Source organism: Pseudomonas syringae CC1557 (genome assembly GCF_000452705.1).
GTDB lineage: Bacteria > Pseudomonadota > Gammaproteobacteria > Pseudomonadales > Pseudomonadaceae > Aquipseudomonas > Aquipseudomonas syringae_F.
Map to the genome: position 1 here is coordinate 1,467,437 of NZ_CP007014.1, position 15,437 is coordinate 1,482,873.

General features: G+C 61.9%; 16 protein-coding genes and 1 riboswitch. Of the genes, 15 read left to right on the forward strand and 1 reads right to left on the reverse strand.

Translation table 11 applies throughout. The features are described from left to right. Nucleotides 1-121 precede the first annotated feature (121 nt). The 6 genes from N018_RS06850 (at nt 122) to N018_RS06875 (ending at nt 5,436) form a co-directional block, all read left to right on the forward strand. Nucleotides 122-1,207 carry a DUF2066 domain-containing protein gene (locus N018_RS06850; RefSeq protein WP_025389175.1) on the forward strand — a complete coding sequence of 362 codons (1,086 nt, stop codon included), beginning with the start codon at nt 122-124 and terminating at the stop codon, nt 1,205-1,207. A gap of 39 nt (nt 1,208-1,246) precedes the next feature. Then, a complete protein-coding gene (locus N018_RS06855; RefSeq protein WP_024646798.1) occupies nt 1,247-2,320 on the forward strand; it encodes an AI-2E family transporter in 1,074 nt (357 codons plus the stop codon). A gap of 216 nt (nt 2,321-2,536) precedes the next feature. Next, a complete protein-coding gene (gene hda, locus N018_RS06860; protein ID WP_007251488.1) occupies nt 2,537-3,241 on the forward strand; it encodes a DnaA regulatory inactivator Hda in 705 nt (234 codons plus the stop codon). Further along, complete coding sequence (locus tag N018_RS06865; protein ID WP_024646797.1) at nt 3,235-3,999, forward strand: NAD-dependent deacylase; 765 nt, start codon at nt 3,235-3,237, stop codon at nt 3,997-3,999. Before hda ends, N018_RS06865 begins: the two co-directional genes overlap by 7 nt. Nucleotides 4,000-4,073: 74 nt before the next feature. Next, nucleotides 4,074-4,805, forward strand: a complete 732-nt coding sequence (locus tag N018_RS06870; RefSeq protein WP_024646796.1) for a C40 family peptidase — start codon at nt 4,074-4,076, stop codon at nt 4,803-4,805. A gap of 85 nt (nt 4,806-4,890) precedes the next feature. Further along, nucleotides 4,891-5,436 carry a C40 family peptidase gene (locus N018_RS06875; RefSeq protein WP_024646795.1) on the forward strand — a complete coding sequence of 182 codons (546 nt, stop codon included), beginning with the start codon at nt 4,891-4,893 and terminating at the stop codon, nt 5,434-5,436. Between the two features lie 157 nt (nt 5,437-5,593). Here the strand turns inward: N018_RS06875 and N018_RS06880 are convergent, their stop codons facing one another. Continuing rightward, complete coding sequence (locus N018_RS06880; protein ID WP_024646794.1) at nt 5,594-6,922, reverse strand: PQQ-dependent sugar dehydrogenase; 1,329 nt, start codon at nt 6,920-6,922, stop codon at nt 5,594-5,596. 132 nt (nt 6,923-7,054) lie between these two features. Beyond that, nucleotides 7,055-7,267: riboswitch (cobalamin riboswitch) on the forward strand. Between the two features lie 91 nt (nt 7,268-7,358). On the opposite strand from N018_RS06880, the gene cobO reads away from it, so the two are divergent. Genes cobO through cobC form a run of 9 tightly spaced genes read left to right on the forward strand, consistent with a single transcriptional unit; the run spans nt 7,359 to nt 15,436 of the window. Continuing rightward, a complete protein-coding gene (gene cobO, locus N018_RS06885; protein ID WP_025389176.1) occupies nt 7,359-7,970 on the forward strand; it encodes a cob(I)yrinic acid a,c-diamide adenosyltransferase in 612 nt (203 codons plus the stop codon). A gap of 24 nt (nt 7,971-7,994) precedes the next feature. Continuing rightward, nucleotides 7,995-9,290, forward strand: a complete 1,296-nt coding sequence (locus N018_RS06890; protein ID WP_025389177.1) for a cobyrinate a,c-diamide synthase — start codon at nt 7,995-7,997, stop codon at nt 9,288-9,290. After that, nucleotides 9,287-9,937 carry a 5,6-dimethylbenzimidazole synthase gene (gene bluB, locus N018_RS06895; protein ID WP_025389178.1) on the forward strand — a complete coding sequence of 217 codons (651 nt, stop codon included), beginning with the start codon at nt 9,287-9,289 and terminating at the stop codon, nt 9,935-9,937. Before N018_RS06890 ends, bluB begins: the two co-directional genes overlap by 4 nt. After that, nucleotides 9,934-10,842 carry an adenosylcobinamide-phosphate synthase CbiB gene (cbiB, locus tag N018_RS06900; protein ID WP_025389179.1) on the forward strand — a complete coding sequence of 303 codons (909 nt, stop codon included), beginning with the start codon at nt 9,934-9,936 and terminating at the stop codon, nt 10,840-10,842. Before bluB ends, cbiB begins: the two co-directional genes overlap by 4 nt. Continuing rightward, the gene (gene cobD / locus N018_RS06905; RefSeq protein ID WP_024646789.1) at nt 10,835-11,848 is read left to right on the forward strand and encodes a threonine-phosphate decarboxylase CobD; all 1,014 of its coding nucleotides are present in this window, start codon (nt 10,835-10,837) and stop codon (nt 11,846-11,848) included. Before cbiB ends, cobD begins: the two co-directional genes overlap by 8 nt. Then, nucleotides 11,836-13,296: a cobyric acid synthase gene (locus tag N018_RS06910; RefSeq protein ID WP_025389180.1), complete on the forward strand. Its 1,461-nt coding sequence runs from the start codon at nt 11,836-11,838 to the stop codon at nt 13,294-13,296. The genes cobD and N018_RS06910 overlap by 13 nt, the downstream gene beginning before the upstream one ends. Continuing rightward, entirely contained in the window at nt 13,297-13,818 is a 522-nt protein-coding gene (gene cobU, locus N018_RS06915; protein ID WP_025389181.1) for a bifunctional adenosylcobinamide kinase/adenosylcobinamide-phosphate guanylyltransferase, read from the forward strand. After that, entirely contained in the window at nt 13,815-14,867 is a 1,053-nt protein-coding gene (gene cobT / locus N018_RS06920; protein ID WP_025389182.1) for a nicotinate-nucleotide--dimethylbenzimidazole phosphoribosyltransferase, read from the forward strand. Before cobU ends, cobT begins: the two co-directional genes overlap by 4 nt. Beyond that, nucleotides 14,864-15,436 (forward strand): alpha-ribazole phosphatase family protein, encoded by a 573-nt coding sequence (cobC, locus tag N018_RS06925; protein ID WP_025389183.1) that lies wholly within the window; start codon nt 14,864-14,866, stop codon nt 15,434-15,436. The genes cobT and cobC overlap by 4 nt, the downstream gene beginning before the upstream one ends. Nucleotide 15,437 lies beyond the last annotated feature (1 nt).

The following is a 15,437-nucleotide window of genomic DNA, read 5'->3' on the forward strand; positions in this document are numbered from 1 at the left end:
GAGCCCGGACGTTTAAGGTGTACTTTATGCCGAAATTGAATGATTGGCGGCTCACGGCTGTCCCAGGCTGTGCACCTCCTGAAGCTGCTTCTTTTTACTTTTTTCCGTTCGGGAACTGTCCATGCGTTTTTCCAGAATCCTTCTCGTTGGCTGTCTGTCCCTGATCAGCCTTCCCAGCCTTGCCGAAACGGTGAGCAATCTTTATCAGGTGCGCGAGCCAGTTAGCGGCCAGTCGCCCGATGAACGCACGCGCGCCACCCAGGCCGCGATTGACACCCTGGTACTGCGTCTGACCGGCGACGCCAAGGCCACGCAGGGGCCGGCGATTGCCGCGTTACGCAAGGACCCGCAGCAAATCATCAGCCAGTACGGTTACGAGGCCGGTCCGCCGGAAACCCTGTTGGTGGACTTCGATCCGGCCACCACCGAGCGTGCGTTGCGTGACGCCGGGCTGTCCATCTGGGGCAGCAACCGACCTTCGATCCTCGGCTGGTGGCTGAATGATTCGGTTGAAGGCGCCAATCTGGTGGGCGATGGTCAGGCTGCCGCCGAACCGTTGCGACGTGCCGCACAGCATCGCGGTCTGCCCTTGCGCCTGCCACTGGCTGACCTGAGTGAACAAAGCATCGGTGACGCGAAAACCCTTGAAGGCACTGACCCTGCACCGCTCAAGACGGCGTCCGAACGTTATGGTGCTGACGCTATTCTCGCCGTGCATGCCAGAGAAGAGGCCGGTCAATGGCAGGGCAAATGGCGCCTGTGGCTGGGTGATCAGCGCGAGCAGGGCACGGCAACGGGCGCAACCTCCGAAGCGCTGGCCGATGCGGTGCTGTTATCGGTAAGCGAACGTCTGGCGCCGCGCTTCGTCGCCAAGCCGGGCGCCTCGACCGGCATGCTGGTGCAGGTGCAAGGCATGACGCTGGAGCGTTATGCGCAACTGCTTCAGTTACTTGAACCGTTCGGCGTGCGTCTGAGTTCTGTGCAGGGTGATCGGGTGGTCTTCGATGTCAGCGGCAATGCGGATCAGCTACGCTCGCAGATGTCGCTGGCCAAATTGCAGGAAGTACCCGCCAGTGAGGCGGCCGTTGCAGAGGCGCCAGTTGCTGCTCCTGTCGATGCTGCCGCGCCTGCCTCGCCCACAACGGCGCCTGTACCGGCACCGATGATTGTTCCGGCCTCTGCGCCACAGCTGTATTTCCGCTGGTAACCCGGCAAGAACGTTTTTCCATTGGGTTGAGGGATGTTGATGACTGATACGCGGCGTTGGTTCTGGATCGGCGGGCTGGCTTTGCTGGTCGCTTTCGTGGTGCTGCTGCACACGATCCTCACTCCTTTTCTGGTGGCGTTGCTGCTGGCGTACATGGGCGATCCGCTGGTGGATCGTCTGGAACGCGCCGGGTTGTCCAGAACCTTGAGTGTGGTAGTCGTTTTCGGCCTCTTTACCCTGGTGCTGATGACCTTGCTGCTGGTGCTGGTGCCCATGCTGGCCAAGCAACTGTTTCGCCTGTACGAACTGGCGCCGCAGATTCTCGACTGGTTACAGCACTCGGCCATGCCGTGGGTGCAGGCCAAGTTCGGCCTGGCAGACGGCTTCTGGAAGTTCGACAAGATCAAGGCGGCGATTTCCGAGCACATGGGTCAGGCCGGAGATATCGTTTCCATCGTGCTGTCCCAGGCCACTGCGTCCAGCCTGGCGCTGATCGGCTGGCTGACCAATCTGGTGCTGATCCCGGTCGTGTGCTTCTACCTGTTACGTGACTGGGACATCATGACCGGCAAGATCCGCGGTTTGCTGCCGCGTCAGCGTGAAGGTCAGATCGTCAAGCTCGCGGGCGAGTGCCATGAAGTGCTGGGCGCGTTCATTCGCGGGCAGTTGCTGGTCATGGTCGGCCTTGGAGTGATCTACGCGGCTGGGCTGATGCTGGTCGGGCTGGAGCTGGGGCTGTTGATCGGGGTGATCGCAGGTCTCGCGGCCATCGTGCCTTATATGGGCTTTGTGATCGGCATCGGCGCGGCGCTGATTGCCGGGCTGTTCCAGTTTGGCGGTGATCTGTACCCGATGATGGGGATTGTCGCAGTGTTCATGATCGGTCAGGCGCTTGAAGGCATGGTCCTGACACCATTGCTGGTGGGCGATCGTATCGGTCTGCACCCGGTGGCCGTGATTTTCGCGATCCTGGCCGGTGGCGAGCTGTTCGGTTTCACCGGCATTTTGCTGGCGTTGCCCGTAGCGGCGGTGATCATGGTGCTGGTGCGCCACATGCACGACGTCTACAAAGACTCGGAAATCTACGCAGGTGCCGAAGATCCGGAGTTGTAAGCTTGAAACAGGCCTCTACGCAGCCCTGCGCAGAGGCCCACCGGAATGGCGCGTGCACTGCGCCAAACCTCCTTTCTCCATCTCCGCTTTCCTGGCCCTGACGCAAACCTTTGATTTTGCTTGAGGTCTGTCGCATTGTGCGACCCGCCTCACGGGTATAAACTTCGTGCACTTTACACAGAGGCCCTTGACGGTTTGCATGAGCCGTTAGTCAGCATGAAACCGATTCAGCTGCCCCTGAGTGTGCGTCTGCGTGATGACGCCACTTTCGTCAATTACTATCCAGGCGCCAACGCCGCTGCACTCGGCTATGTCGAGCGGCTGTGCGAAGCCGATGCCGGATGGACGGAAAGCCTCATTTATCTGTGGGGCAAGGACGGAGTAGGGCGCACGCACCTGCTGCAGGCCGCGTGCCTGCGTTTCGAACAGATGGGTGAACCTGCGGTGTACCTGCCGTTGGCCGAAGTCATAGATGAAGGCATCGAACTGTTCGACCATCTGGAGCAGTACGAGCTGGTCTGCCTGGACGACCTCCAGGCCGTGGTCGGCAAGCCGGACTGGGAAGAAGCCCTGTTTCATCTGTTCAACCGTCTGCGTGACAGCGGCCGTCGCTTGCTGATTGCAGCGTCCAAATCGCCCCGCGAGCTGCCGGTCAAGCTTCCCGACCTCAAATCCCGCTTGACCATGGCGCTGGTGTTCCAGATGCGCGGGCTGTCCGACGAGGACAAACTGCGTGCCCTGCAACTGCGTGCTTCAAGGCGCGGCCTGCACCTGACCGACGATGTCGGTCATTTCATCCTGACGCGCGGGACGCGCAGCATGAGCGCCTTGTTCGAATTGCTGGAGCGCCTCGATCAGGCCTCGCTCCAGGAAAAGCGCAAGCTGACCATTCCCTTCCTTAAAGAGACGCTTGGGTGGTAGATCAGGCGCTGGTCGTGCAAACCGCAGCAGCGTTACGCCATGCAAAGCGGATTCTGGTGATTACCGGAGCTGGCCTGTCGGCGGATTCCGGCTTGCCGACCTATCGCGGCGTAGGCGGGCTCTATAACGGCAAGACCGATGACGGGCTGCCCATAGAAGTGGCCTTGTCAGGGCCGATGCTGCGCCGGGATCCCGAGCTGTGCTGGAAATACATCGCCGAACTGGGCAAGGCTTGCCTGGGCGGTGAGCCTAACGTGGCTCACTACGCGATTGCGCAGTTGCAGCGCATCAAGCCCGAGTGTTGGGTGCTGACCCAGAATGTCGATGGCTATCATCGTGCCGCTGGCAGTCCGCCCGAGCGGTTGATCGAAATCCACGGGCAACTTTCTCCACTGTTCTGTCAGTCCTGCGGCGCGAAAGATCAGCAGCTCAGCGAGCACTTACAGCGCCCTTTGCCCCCCTTATGCCCCGCATGTAGTGGCATATTGCGACCGCCCGTCGTTCTTTTTCAGGAAATGCTCCCGGAAAGGGAACTGGAAACACTGTATGAACAACTAGCTACAGGCTTTGATGCGGTGCTGAGTATCGGCACCACCGCCAGCTTCCCTTACATTCATGAGCCGGTCATTCGAACCCGTGTTTCCGGGGGATTTACCGCAGAAATCAATCCGCAGCCGACCGATCACAGCACTCAAATGGATGTATTTCTGCAAGGCCGTGCGGCACATGTCATGGCGGAACTCATAAGTCACATCTAGTTCGATTGAATTTGCAAATCGCTTTCATTGCGGGCATAGTCTCGGCTTCTTAACAGTCAGCCACGGTTGTGCCCATGCAAGTTGTTCGCTTTGCACCCCTCGTGCCCCTCGCACTCGTTACCTTCCTGTTCGGTTGCTCGGCCAATATGCCGGTTGCACAGCAAGAACAGGCTCAGCCGGTTCCTCGCTATCAGAACACCGTCACTGCCCAGTCTGCAGCGCGTCGCGACGACGCCGCGACCCTGCAAGACGAGATGGCTACTGAAGACGAGCTGACGCATTTCGCTGATAACAAATCCTACAAACTGCCGGTTCTGGCCGACAGCATCCTGGAACGTGGCAAGTCTCTGATTGGTACGCGCTATCAGTTTGGCGGCACTTCCACGTCGTCAGGCTTCGATTGCAGCGGTTTCATCGGTTACCTGTTCCGTGAAGAGGCCGGCATGAGCCTGCCGCGCTCCACTCGCGAGATGATCAACGTTGACGCTCCACTGGTTTCGCGCGGTAATCTCAAGCCGGGCGATCTGCTGTTCTTCAGCACCCGCGGCCGTGGCCGTGTCAGCCATGCAGCGATCTATGCCGGTAACCAGCAGTTCATTCATTCCAGCAGCCGCCGCAGCGGCGGTGTGCGCATCGACAGCCTTGATGACGCTTACTGGAGCAAGACCTTTATCGAGGCCAAGCGGCCTTTGGCGATGGCGCCGGGCACAGTGGCTGTAAAATCAACGCCGGTTGCGACGCAGACAACTGCGATGACATCGACTACAGTCAAGACGGCGCCCAAGCGGCGCAACGTTAATAAATAGAATTCGCTGACAAGACCTTCGGGTCTTTCTGCGTTTTTGAGCTTCTCGGCAGCGTAAGCCGCATCCAGATCAGGTTGTTGTGGTTATGTCGATTGCTTTGCGCCTGATGGTCATCTCTGTTGCTGCGTTACTGGGTGCCTGTGCCAGTGCGCCGCCACCCCCCAAGGCACCCCGGATCGTTCAGCGTCCGGTGGTGACTGCTCCCCCTCAGATTCTTTCCCCGGCCGCCGAAGACGTGCTTTTCCGTGCGTTGGGGCTGGTGGGTACGCCTTATCGCTGGGGCGGCAACACGCCCGACTCCGGTTTTGATTGCAGTGGTCTTATAGGCTATGTCTATCGTGATGCGGCGGGCATTTCCTTGCCGCGCTCGACGCGCGAAATGATCGTGATGGGCGCGCCGAACATTCGTCGTGAGCAGCTGCAGTCAGGCGATCTGGTGTTCTTCGCCACATCGGGTGGTTCGCAGGTTTCCCATGCGGGGATCTACGTAGGCGAAGGCCGCTTCGTGCATGCACCGGCCACCGGTGGCACAGTCAAACTCGACAGCCTCGACAAGCCCTACTGGCAGCGCGCCTACCTCAACGCCAAGCGCGTGATCCAGCCAGCCAGTCTGGCGCAGAATCGGCCGTAGCGCTGCGCTTGCCTGCGGTCTGCCGGGAGTCTGCAGCAATACCTATCGTGCGACGCAGAGCGTCGAGAGCTGCACTCCAACGCTGGAGCGCAGGGAACGATAATCTCAACTATCGTGCGACGCTCCGCGTTTGCCATGCCGTTCGTGACGCTCGGTTTTACTGAGCAGCCTTGGCCGAGGTCACACGCCAGATCTTGTTGCCGACATCGTCCGCCACCAGCAACCCGCCGCGCTGGTCGTTGACTACGCCGACCGGGCGGCCCATGGCTTTTTCGTCCTTGTTGAGGAAGCCGGTCAATACGTCGACCGGGGCGCCATTGGGTTTGCCGCCGCTGAACGGGATGAACACCACTTTATAGCCACTGTGTGGTTTGCGGTTCCAGGAGCCGTGCTGGCCAACGAACAGACCTTCGTTGAACGGCGCAGCCAGCGTCTTGCCGTCGGCAAATACCAGGCCCAGCGAGGCGGTGTGCGGACCGACTGCGTAATCCGGGGCAATCGCCTTGGCGACCAGGGCCGGATTCTGCGGCTTGACGCGCTCGTCAACGTGCTGGCCGTAATAGCTGTAAGGCCAGCCATAGAACGCGCCATCCTGCACGGATGTCACGTAGTCAGGCACCAGATCGCTGCCGATTTCATCGCGTTCGTTGACTGCGGTCCACAATTTGCCGGTTTTCGGCTCCCAATCCATTCCGTTGGGGTTACGCAGGCCCGAGGCGAAGATACGGTGGTTGCCCGTGGCGGCGTCCACTTCCCAGATTGCTGCGCGGCCTTCTTCCTTGTCCATGCCGTTCTCGGCCACGTTGCTGTTCGAGCCCACTGTCACGTACAGCTTGCTGCCGTCCTTGCTGGCGATGACATTCTTGGTCCAGTGGTGGTTGAGCGTGCCGCCTGGCAGGTCGACCACTTTGGTTGCTTGCGCACTGATCGAGGTCTGGCCGGCTTCGTAAGGGAAGCTGATCAGGCGGTCGGTATCGGCGACATACAGCTTGTTGCCCACCAGGGTCATGCCGAACGGTGAATTGAGGTTTTGCAGGAAAACCGTGCGAGTTTCGGCAACGCCGTCTTTATCGACATCGCGCAGCAAGGTGATGCGATTGGCGCTCGGTACGCCAGCGCCCGCACGGCCCATGACTTTTTCCATGACCCAGCCGCGAATGCCCTTGGAGTCATCCGGCTTGGCAGGCGAGTTGGTTTCCGCGACCAGCACGTCGCCGTTGGGCAATACATACAGCCAGCGTGGATGATCGAGGTGTTCAGCAAAGGCCGCCACTTGAGTGCCCGGCGCGGCAACCGGTTTGGCGTCTTTCTCCCAGCCGATGGCAGGGGCGATATTGACGGTCGGGATCAGCGTCTTGTTCGGCTCCGGCAGCTTGGGCGAGGGGCCTGTTCCGTCCGAGACTTGCAGCCTGGACGACTCGCCGCAGGCAGCGAGGCCGCCGGCAACCAGAAGCAGTACTGCGTAATGGGGTCTGAGTTTGAACATGTTGGATCTCCATAAACAAAGGCGTGGTCCTGTAACTGATAGAGGCACCTGGAACCGCCGAGGTTCAATCACGTTAAATGACCGTGCCTTGACGCTGCTCTGTCGATTGACGCTCTGAGCCCAACACTCTACCCTTCGCCGCTTGTTTCAGGTGCTCTGCAATCTTCGATTGGCGGAGTGAAACAGGGAAGCCGGTGTGGATCATCCGATCCGATCCCGGCGCTGCCCCCGCAACGGTAAATGAGTCAAGGCTGTGCATCGTGCCACTGTGTTCCACACGGGAAGGCGCGCAGCCGGGGAGACCCGCTCATGAGCCCGGAGACCGGCCTGAATCACTCAATGGCATCACGGAGGGTGATGTTCTGTGCAGGGCGTTGCCGTGCTGTCCAGTGCTGTCCTTCCGTCTGCTTTCGCCTGCCCCGAGCGGAGAGCCGAAATGAACGAATCCCCCGAACGCGACGAACGTCATCTGGCGCGCATGCAGCGCAAAAAAGCCGTGATGGACGAACGTATTGCCAGTTCGCCCAATGAGTGCGGCCTGCTGCTGGTATTGACCGGCAACGGCAAAGGCAAGAGCAGCTCGGCATTCGGCATGCTCGCCCGGGCCATGGGCCACGACATGCAGTGCGGTGTGGTGCAGTTCATCAAGGGCCGCAACAGCACCGGCGAAGAAATGTTCTTTCGGCGCTTTCCCGAGCAAGTGCGTTATCACGTGATGGGCGAGGGCTTCACCTGGGAAACCCAGGACCGCCAGCGCGACATCGCCGCCGCCGAATCTGCCTGGGCCGTCTCTCGGGAAATGCTTCGCGACCCGAGTATCGGCCTAGTGGTGCTCGACGAATTGAACATCGCCCTCAAGCATGGCTACCTTGACCTTGAGCAGGTACTGACTGACTTGCAGGCGCGTCCGCCCATGCAGCACGTGCTGGTGACCGGCCGCGGTGCCAAGCCTGAATTGATCGACCTGGCCGACACCGTTTCCGAGATCAGCGTGGTCAAACATGCATTCCAGTCCGGTATCCGTGCGCAAAAAGGTATCGAGCTGTGAGCCATTCCTCATGAGAGCACTGCAATGAGAGCCCCGCGTGACTGTCCGGCGGTATTGATCGCTGCGCCTGCTTCCGGGCAAGGCAAAACCACGGTGACCGCCGCACTGGCGCGTCTGCATCGCAATCAGGGCCGCAAGGTCCGGGTGTTCAAGTGCGGACCGGATTTTCTTGATCCGATGATCCTTGAGCGGGCCAGCGGTGCGCCGGTCTACCAGTTGGACATGTGGATGGTCGGTGCCGATGAAAGCCGACGCCTGCTCTGGGAGGCGGCCGACGAAGCGGACCTGATCCTTATCGAAGGCGTCATGGGCTTGTTCGACGGTACGCCATCGAGTGCCGACCTGGCGCGTCACTTCGGCGTGCCGGTACTCGGTGTGATCGACGGCACAGCCATGGCGCAGACGTTTGGCGCTCTGGCGCTGGGGTTGGCGCGCTATCAACCGGACTTGCCGTTCGCCGGGGTTTTGGCCAACCGCGTGGGTACGGTACGCCACGCGCAATTGCTGGAAAACAGCCTGACTGAGGGCCTGCGCTGGTACGGCGCGTTGTCGCGGGAAGTCGGTTTCGAACTGCCCAGCCGCCATTTGGGATTGGTACAAGCCAGTGAGCTGAACGACCTGGACCTGCGTCTGGACATGGCCGCCGCTGCGCTGGCCAGCACCTGCGAAGTGTCGTTGCCACCTGCCGTGACGTTCACCGCACCCGATCCGGTTCATGTCGAACCACTGCTCAGCGGCGTGCGTATCGCCGTGGCGCGTGACGAAGCTTTCGCCTTTCTCTACGGGGCGAGCCTGGACCTGCTGCGCAACATGGGCGCCGAGCTGAGCTTTTTCTCGCCGATCCATGACAGCGAGATTCCCGAAGTCGACAGCCTGTACCTGCCGGGCGGTTACCCGGAACTGCATCACGTTGCGCTGGCGGCAAACCTGGCGATGCAGGCCTCGATCAGGGCTCACCATATTGCCCGCAAGCCGATCCTGGCCGAGTGCGGCGGCATGCTCTACCTGCTTGATGCGCTGACTGACGTGGAAGGCGTGCGCGCCGAACTGGTCGGTTTGCTGGCCGGTGAGGCGGTCATGCAGAAGCGCCTTGCGGCTCTGGCCTTGCAAGCGGTCGAGCTGCCCGAGGGCACGCTGCACGGTCACACTTACCACCACTCGCTGACCAGCACCGAGCTGCAACCGATTGCCCGAGGCGTCAGCCCCAATGGCGGTCGTGGTGCCGAGGCGGTGTATCGCCTGGGACGCCTGACCGCCTCTTATGTGCATTTCTATTTCCCTTCCTGTCCGCAGGCGATAGCGGCGCTGTTCAAGCCATGACCGAGCAAGCGTTCAGCCCTGAAGAGCGGGCTGCGGTGTACCGCGCCATCGCCGAGCGTCGCGATATGCGGCATTTCATCGGCGGCACGGTAGCGCCCGAGTTATTGGCGCGCTTGCTGGAAGCTGCGCATAAGGCGCCCAGCGTCGGCCTGATGCAGCCTTGGCGTTTCATTCGTATCAGCGATCCGGCGTTGCGCAGCAAGATGCGCTCGCAGGTGGAAGAAGAGCGTATTCGCACCGCCGAGGCGCTGGGCGAGCGCACCGACGAATTCATGAAGCTCAAGGTCGAAGGCATTAACGATTGCGCGGAAGTGCTGGTTGCCGCGCTGATGGAAGGGCGTGAGCAGCACGTCTTCGGCCGGCGCACCTTGCCGGAAATGGACATGGCTTCGCTGTCCTGTGCGATCCAGAACCTGTGGCTGGCCTCGCGTGCCGAAGGGCTGGGCATGGGCTGGGTGTCGCTGTTCGACCCCGAGGCGCTGGCCGGTTTGCTGGGTATGCCGGAGGGTGCCAAACCGCTGGCGATCATCTGCCTGGGGCCGGTGAAAGAATTTTATCCCGCGCCCATGCTGGTCATGGAAGGCTGGGCGCAAGTGCGCCCGCTGCATGAACTGCTGTATGAGAATCAATGGGGAGTGGGTCAATGAGTGTGGCGCTGTTGAGCGTCGCCGGCGTGGCGCTGGATGCGTTGCTCGGTGAGCCGAAACGCTGGCATCCGCTGGTCGGGTTCGGCGGCTTTGCCAGCCGCATCGAGCGGCGCTTCAACAGCGGCGGCCGTGGCTGGCGCAGTCATGGCGTGACGGCCTGGGTGATTACGGTGGTGCCGTTGACGCTGTTGGCCACCTTATTGAGCTGGCTGCCTTATATCGGCTGGCTGTTCGACATTCTGGCGCTGTACTGCGCGCTGGGCATGCGCAGCCTCGGTGAACACGTTCAGCCGGTGGCACAGGCGCTGCGCAGTGATGATCTGGTCGAAGCGCGGCAGCGGGTGGGTTATCTGGTCAGTCGCCAGACCAGCGAGCTGGACGCCACCGAGGTCGCCCGCGCCGCCACCGAGTCAGTGCTGGAAAACGGCAGCGACGCGGTGTTTGCTGCACTGTTCTGGTTTGTCGTGGCCGGTGCGCCCGGCGTGGTGCTGTACCGGCTGAGCAATACGCTGGACGCCATGTGGGGCTATCGCAACGAGCGTTTCGAGCGTTTCGGCTGGGCTGCGGCAAAAATCGACGACCTGCTCAACTACATTCCTGCACGCCTTGTGGCACTGACCTACGCATTATTGGGCAAAACCCGACTGGCACTGCGTTGCTGGCGTACCCAGGGCCCCACCTGGGACAGCCCGAATGCAGGCCCGGTGATGGCGGCTGGCGCGGGTGCACTAGGTGTCGAGCTGGGCGGCGCGGCGATCTATCACGGCGAACTGCATCAGCGTCCACCACTGGGCGAAGGCGTCCCGGCCGATGCGGATTCGATCGATCGCGGCTGGCAACTGGTACAGGGCGGGGTCTGGTTATGGCTGCTGATTATCTGCGTGGCGGCTGAATTCCATGCTTGAGCACGGCGGGCGACTGCGCGCTGCGGCGCAACATTATGGTATTCATCAGGCCGACTGGCTGGACCTTTCCACCGGTATCGCACCCTGGCCCTGGCCGATTCCGGAGATTCCCCTGCGCGCCTGGGCGCGGCTGCCAGAGACCGACGACGGCCTGGAAGCAGCAGCCTGTGCCTATTACGGCGTGCCTCGATTATTACCGGTGTCCGGTTCGCAGGCAGCGATTCAGGCGCTGCCTCGGGTGCGCAGTGGAGGGCGGGTCGGTGTTCTTTCACCGTGCTATGCCGAGCACGCACATGCCTGGCGCAAAGGCGGCTACGTGGTTCGCGAGGTGGGTGAGCAAGAGGTCGACTATTTTCTCGACACCCTCGACGTGCTGGTGGTGGTCAACCCCAACAACCCGACCGGCTTGCTGCTGAGCACCGAGCGCCTGCTGGAGTGGCACGCACGGCTGGCCGAGCGTGGTGGCTGGCTGGTGGTCGACGAAGCGTTCATGGACAACACGCCGGGCCTGAGCCTGGCCGCCGAAACCTGGCGCATCGGGTTGATCGTGCTGCGCTCTTTCGGCAAGTTTTTCGGTCTGGCTGGAGTCCGTCTGGGTTTTGTGCTGGCCGAACCGGCGCTGCTCCAATCATTGGCGCAGGAAATAGGCCCCTGGTCTGTCAGCGGGCCGACGCGCATCATCGGCCAGACCTGCCTGAGCGATCTGCAAGGGCAGGCCCGGCAGATCGAGCGCTGTGATCTGGCGCGGGACCGGCTGGTGGCGTTGCTCGACCAGTACCACCTGGCCCCTGATGGCGGCTGCGCGCTGTTCCAGTGGCGGGTGACAGCCGAAGCACAGTCGCTCCACGAGTTCTGTGCCCGACGTGGCGTATTGTTGCGCCTGTTTGTGGGTAACACGCCTGAGTCCTGCAGCCTGCGTTTCGGCCTGCCCGCTGACGAGGCCGACTGGCTGCGTCTGCACACTGTTCTGCTTGAATATCGCAAGGAATACCCATGGCCACGCTGATGGTACAAGGCACCACCTCGGATGCCGGCAAAAGCACGCTGGTAACGGCGTTGTGCCGCTGGCTGACCCGGCAAGGCGTGAAAGTTGTGCCGTTCAAACCGCAGAACATGGCGCTCAACAGCGCGGTGACGGCGGACGGTGGCGAGATCGGCCGTGCGCAGGCAGTGCAGGCGCAGGCTTGCTTTCTGGAGCCGCACACCGACATGAACCCGGTGCTGCTCAAGCCCAATAGCGACACCGGCGCGCAGGTCATTATTCACGGTCGCGCCGTGACCACCATGAATGCCGTGGCGTATCACGGCTATAAAGAGATCGCCATGCAGGCGGTGCTGGAGTCGCATCGGCGGCTGGGTGAAAGCTACCCGGTGATTATGGTCGAAGGCGCCGGTTCGCCCGCCGAGATCAATCTGCGCGCCAATGACATCGCCAACATGGGCTTCGCAGAAGCGGTTGACTGCCCGGTGCTGCTGATTGCCGACATCAATCGTGGCGGGGTCTTTGCCCATCTGGTCGGCACGCTGGAGTTGCTGTCGCCCAGCGAGCAGGCACGGGTCAAGGGCTTCATCATCAACCGTTTTCGCGGTGACATTGCCTTGCTGCAGCCGGGATTGGACTGGCTGGAAGCGCGCACCGGCAAGCCAGTGGTCGGCGTGCTGCCCTACGTCATGGACCTGCATCTGGAGGCCGAAGACGGCCTTGATCAGCGCCAGACCGACAAGGTCGAGCAGGTCCTGAACGTGGTCGTGCCGGTGCTGCCGCGCATCAGCAATCACACTGATTTCGACCCCCTGCGCCTGCATCCCCAGGTCAACCTGCAATTCATCGGCCCTGGCCAGCCCATTCCGGCGGCTGATCTGATTATTTTGCCCGGCTCGAAAAGCGTGCGCAGCGACCTGACTTATCTGCGCGCCAATGGCTGGGACACGGCCATCGACCGGCATCTGCGCTACGGCGGCAAGCTGCTGGGTATCTGCGGCGGCCTGCAAATGCTCGGCGAGCAACTGCACGATCCGCTGGGGCTCGAAGGCGCGGCGGGTTCCAGTTCCGGTCTTGGCCTGTTGGCGATGAGCACGGTGCTGGAAACCGAGAAGCAATTGCGCAATGTGCGCGGCCATTTGACCCTGGAAGGCGCCGAGGTCAGTGGTTACGAGATCCATGCCGGCGTCACCACCGGTGCGGCGCTTGAGCACGCTGCGGTTCGGCTGGACGATGGCCGCTGCGACGGCGCGCAGAGTGCCGACGGCCAGATTCTCGGCACTTACCTGCATGGTCTGTTCGAATCGCCTGCCGCGTGCAGCGCTCTGTTGCGCTGGGCGGGGCTGGAAAACGTGCAGTCGGTGGATTATCACGCCTTGCGCGAGCGCGACATCGAGCGGCTGGCAGATCTGGTGGAAAAGCACCTCGACGGTAAATTGCTCCGCGAGCTGTGCGGCCTGGAGGCAAGCTGAATGCTGCAATTGATACTCGGTGGTGCGCGCTCCGGTAAAAGTCGTCTTGCTGAAAAACTGGCTGCCGACTCTTCGCTCAATGTGATCTATATCGCCACCAGTCAGCCGCTCGATGGCGAGATGAATCAGCGTGTTGCCAGCCATCGCGCCCGTCGCCCTGATCACTGGGGGCTGGTCGAAGAGCCTGTCGAACTGGCGCGCGTTCTTTTCGAGAAGGCTGCGCCCGACCGCTGCCTGCTGGTGGATTGCCTGACCCTTTGGCTGACCAATCTGCTGATGCTCGATAGCCCCGAGCGCCTGGCTCAAGAGCGTGAGGCGCTGCTCGACTGCCTGGCTGAATTGCCGGGCGAAATCATTTTTGTCAGCAATGAAACCGGGCTTGGCGTTGTGCCGCTCGGGGAGCTGACCCGTCGTTACGTCGACGAAGCCGGTCTTTTGCATCAGGCGCTGGCCGAGCGTTGCCAGCGTGTTGTGTTAACCGTTGCTGGCCTGCCACTTACGTTGAAAGGAACCGCGCTATGAGTAATTCCTGGTGGCTCAAGCCCGCACAGGCCATTGATGTGCCGATGCGCGAAGCTGCATTGGCGCGTCAGCAGCAACTGACCAAGCCTGCCGGATCGCTGGCGCAACTGGAGCGCCTGGCGGTGCAGCTTGCCGGTCTGCAAGGACGCGAGCGTCCGGCTGCCGACCAGCTATGGATCGCAATCTTTGCGGGTGACCATGGCGTCGTCGCAGAGGGTGTGTCGGCGTATCCGCAGGAAGTCACGGGCCAGATGCTGCACAACTTCGTCAAGGGCGGCGCGGCGATCAGTGTGCTGGCGCGCCAGCTTTCCGCGCAACTGGACGTGGTGGATCTGGGCACCGTGTCGTCGATGGAGTTGCCAGGTGTGCGCCATCTGCGTCTCGGCGCGGGCACTGCCAATTTCGCCCACGGGCCCGCCATGACCGTCGAGCAGGGCCTCGCTGCCTTGCAGGCCGGACGTGACAGCGTGTTGCGCGCCAAGGCCGCCGGCACTGAGCTGTTCATTGGTGGCGAGATGGGTATCGGCAATACCACGGCGGCCAGTGCAGTGGCCTGTTCGGTACTGGAATGCGCCGCGCCGCTGCTGGTCGGCCCAGGTACCGGCCTGAACGCTGAAGGTCTCGCGCACAAGACGCTGGTCATCGAGCGTGCGCTGGCGTTGCACGCCGAGCATGCTGGCGATCCGCTGCACAGTCTGTTCTGTCTGGGCGGCTTCGAGATTGCTGCGCTGACCGGTGCTTACCTGGCCTGTGCGCAAGGAGGCATTGTGGCGCTGGTCGACGGCTTCATCTGCAGCGTGGCTGCGCTGGTGGCGGTGCGCCTTAACCCTTCCTGCCGTGACTGGTTGCTGTTTGGTCACCGGAGCGCCGAGCCTGGCCATCGGCATTTGCTGGAGATCCTGCAAGCTGAACCACTGCTGGACCTCGGCCTGCGTCTGGGGGAGGGCAGTGGAGCCGCATTGGCAGTGCCGTTGGTGCGTCTGGCCTGTGAGTTGCACAACGGCATGGCGACATTTGCCGAGGCTGCTGTGGCGGATCGTCCGACATGACCTTGCGACTGGATCTGCTGCGCCACGGTGAAACCGAACTGGGCGGCGGCCTGCGCGGCAGTCTCGATGATGCCCTGACCGATCTCGGCTGGCAGCAGATGCGTGCGGCGGTGGTTGATGCCGGGCCTTGGGAGCGGATTGTCAGTTCGCCCTTGCAGCGCTGCGCGCGGTTCTCCGAGGAGTTGGCGCAGTGCTTATCGTTGCCCTTGCACCTGGAGCCGGGTTTGCAGGAGCTGCATTTTGGCGATTGGGAAGGTCACAGCCCTGCGCAACTGATGGAAACCGATGCCGAAGGTCTGGGGCTGTTCTGGGCTGATCCGTATACGTTCACGCCGCCCAATGGCGAGCCGGTGACTGATTTTTCAACGCGGGTGCTAAGTGCCGTAGAGCGTTTGCATCAGGCTTATGGCGATGAGCGCGTGCTACTGGTCAGTCACGGCGGCGTCATGCGCTTGCTGCTGGCGCAGGCGCGTGGTTTGCCGCGTGAGCAATTGCTGCAAGTGGTGGTGGGTCACGGCGCGCTGCTGTCTATTCAGGTCGCCGCTGGCGGTCTACTCATTGAGGCCTGAC

Excerpts from the sequence above, each read along its gene's own strand:
- N018_RS06850 (WP_025389175.1), top strand. The coding sequence starts at position 122 with ATGCGTTTTTCCAGAATCCTTCTCGTTGGCTGTCTGTCCCTGATCAGC.
- N018_RS06855 (WP_024646798.1), top strand. The coding sequence starts at position 1,247 with ATGACTGATACGCGGCGTTGGTTCTGGATCGGCGGGCTGGCTTTGCTG.
- hda (WP_007251488.1), top strand. The coding sequence starts at position 2,537 with ATGAAACCGATTCAGCTGCCCCTGAGTGTGCGTCTGCGTGATGACGCC.
- N018_RS06870 (WP_024646796.1), top strand. The coding sequence starts at position 4,074 with ATGCAAGTTGTTCGCTTTGCACCCCTCGTGCCCCTCGCACTCGTTACC.
- N018_RS06875 (WP_024646795.1), top strand. The coding sequence starts at position 4,891 with ATGTCGATTGCTTTGCGCCTGATGGTCATCTCTGTTGCTGCGTTACTG.
- N018_RS06880 (WP_024646794.1), bottom strand. The coding sequence starts at position 6,922 with ATGTTCAAACTCAGACCCCATTACGCAGTACTGCTTCTGGTTGCCGGC.
- cobO (WP_025389176.1), top strand. The coding sequence starts at position 7,359 with ATGAACGAATCCCCCGAACGCGACGAACGTCATCTGGCGCGCATGCAG.
- N018_RS06890 (WP_025389177.1), top strand. The coding sequence starts at position 7,995 with ATGAGAGCCCCGCGTGACTGTCCGGCGGTATTGATCGCTGCGCCTGCT.
- bluB (WP_025389178.1), top strand. The coding sequence starts at position 9,287 with ATGACCGAGCAAGCGTTCAGCCCTGAAGAGCGGGCTGCGGTGTACCGC.
- cbiB (WP_025389179.1), top strand. The coding sequence starts at position 9,934 with ATGAGTGTGGCGCTGTTGAGCGTCGCCGGCGTGGCGCTGGATGCGTTG.
- cobD (WP_024646789.1), top strand. The coding sequence starts at position 10,835 with ATGCTTGAGCACGGCGGGCGACTGCGCGCTGCGGCGCAACATTATGGT.
- N018_RS06910 (WP_025389180.1), top strand. The coding sequence starts at position 11,836 with ATGGCCACGCTGATGGTACAAGGCACCACCTCGGATGCCGGCAAAAGC.
- cobU (WP_025389181.1), top strand. The coding sequence starts at position 13,297 with ATGCTGCAATTGATACTCGGTGGTGCGCGCTCCGGTAAAAGTCGTCTT.
- cobT (WP_025389182.1), top strand. The coding sequence starts at position 13,815 with ATGAGTAATTCCTGGTGGCTCAAGCCCGCACAGGCCATTGATGTGCCG.
- cobC (WP_025389183.1), top strand. The coding sequence starts at position 14,864 with ATGACCTTGCGACTGGATCTGCTGCGCCACGGTGAAACCGAACTGGGC.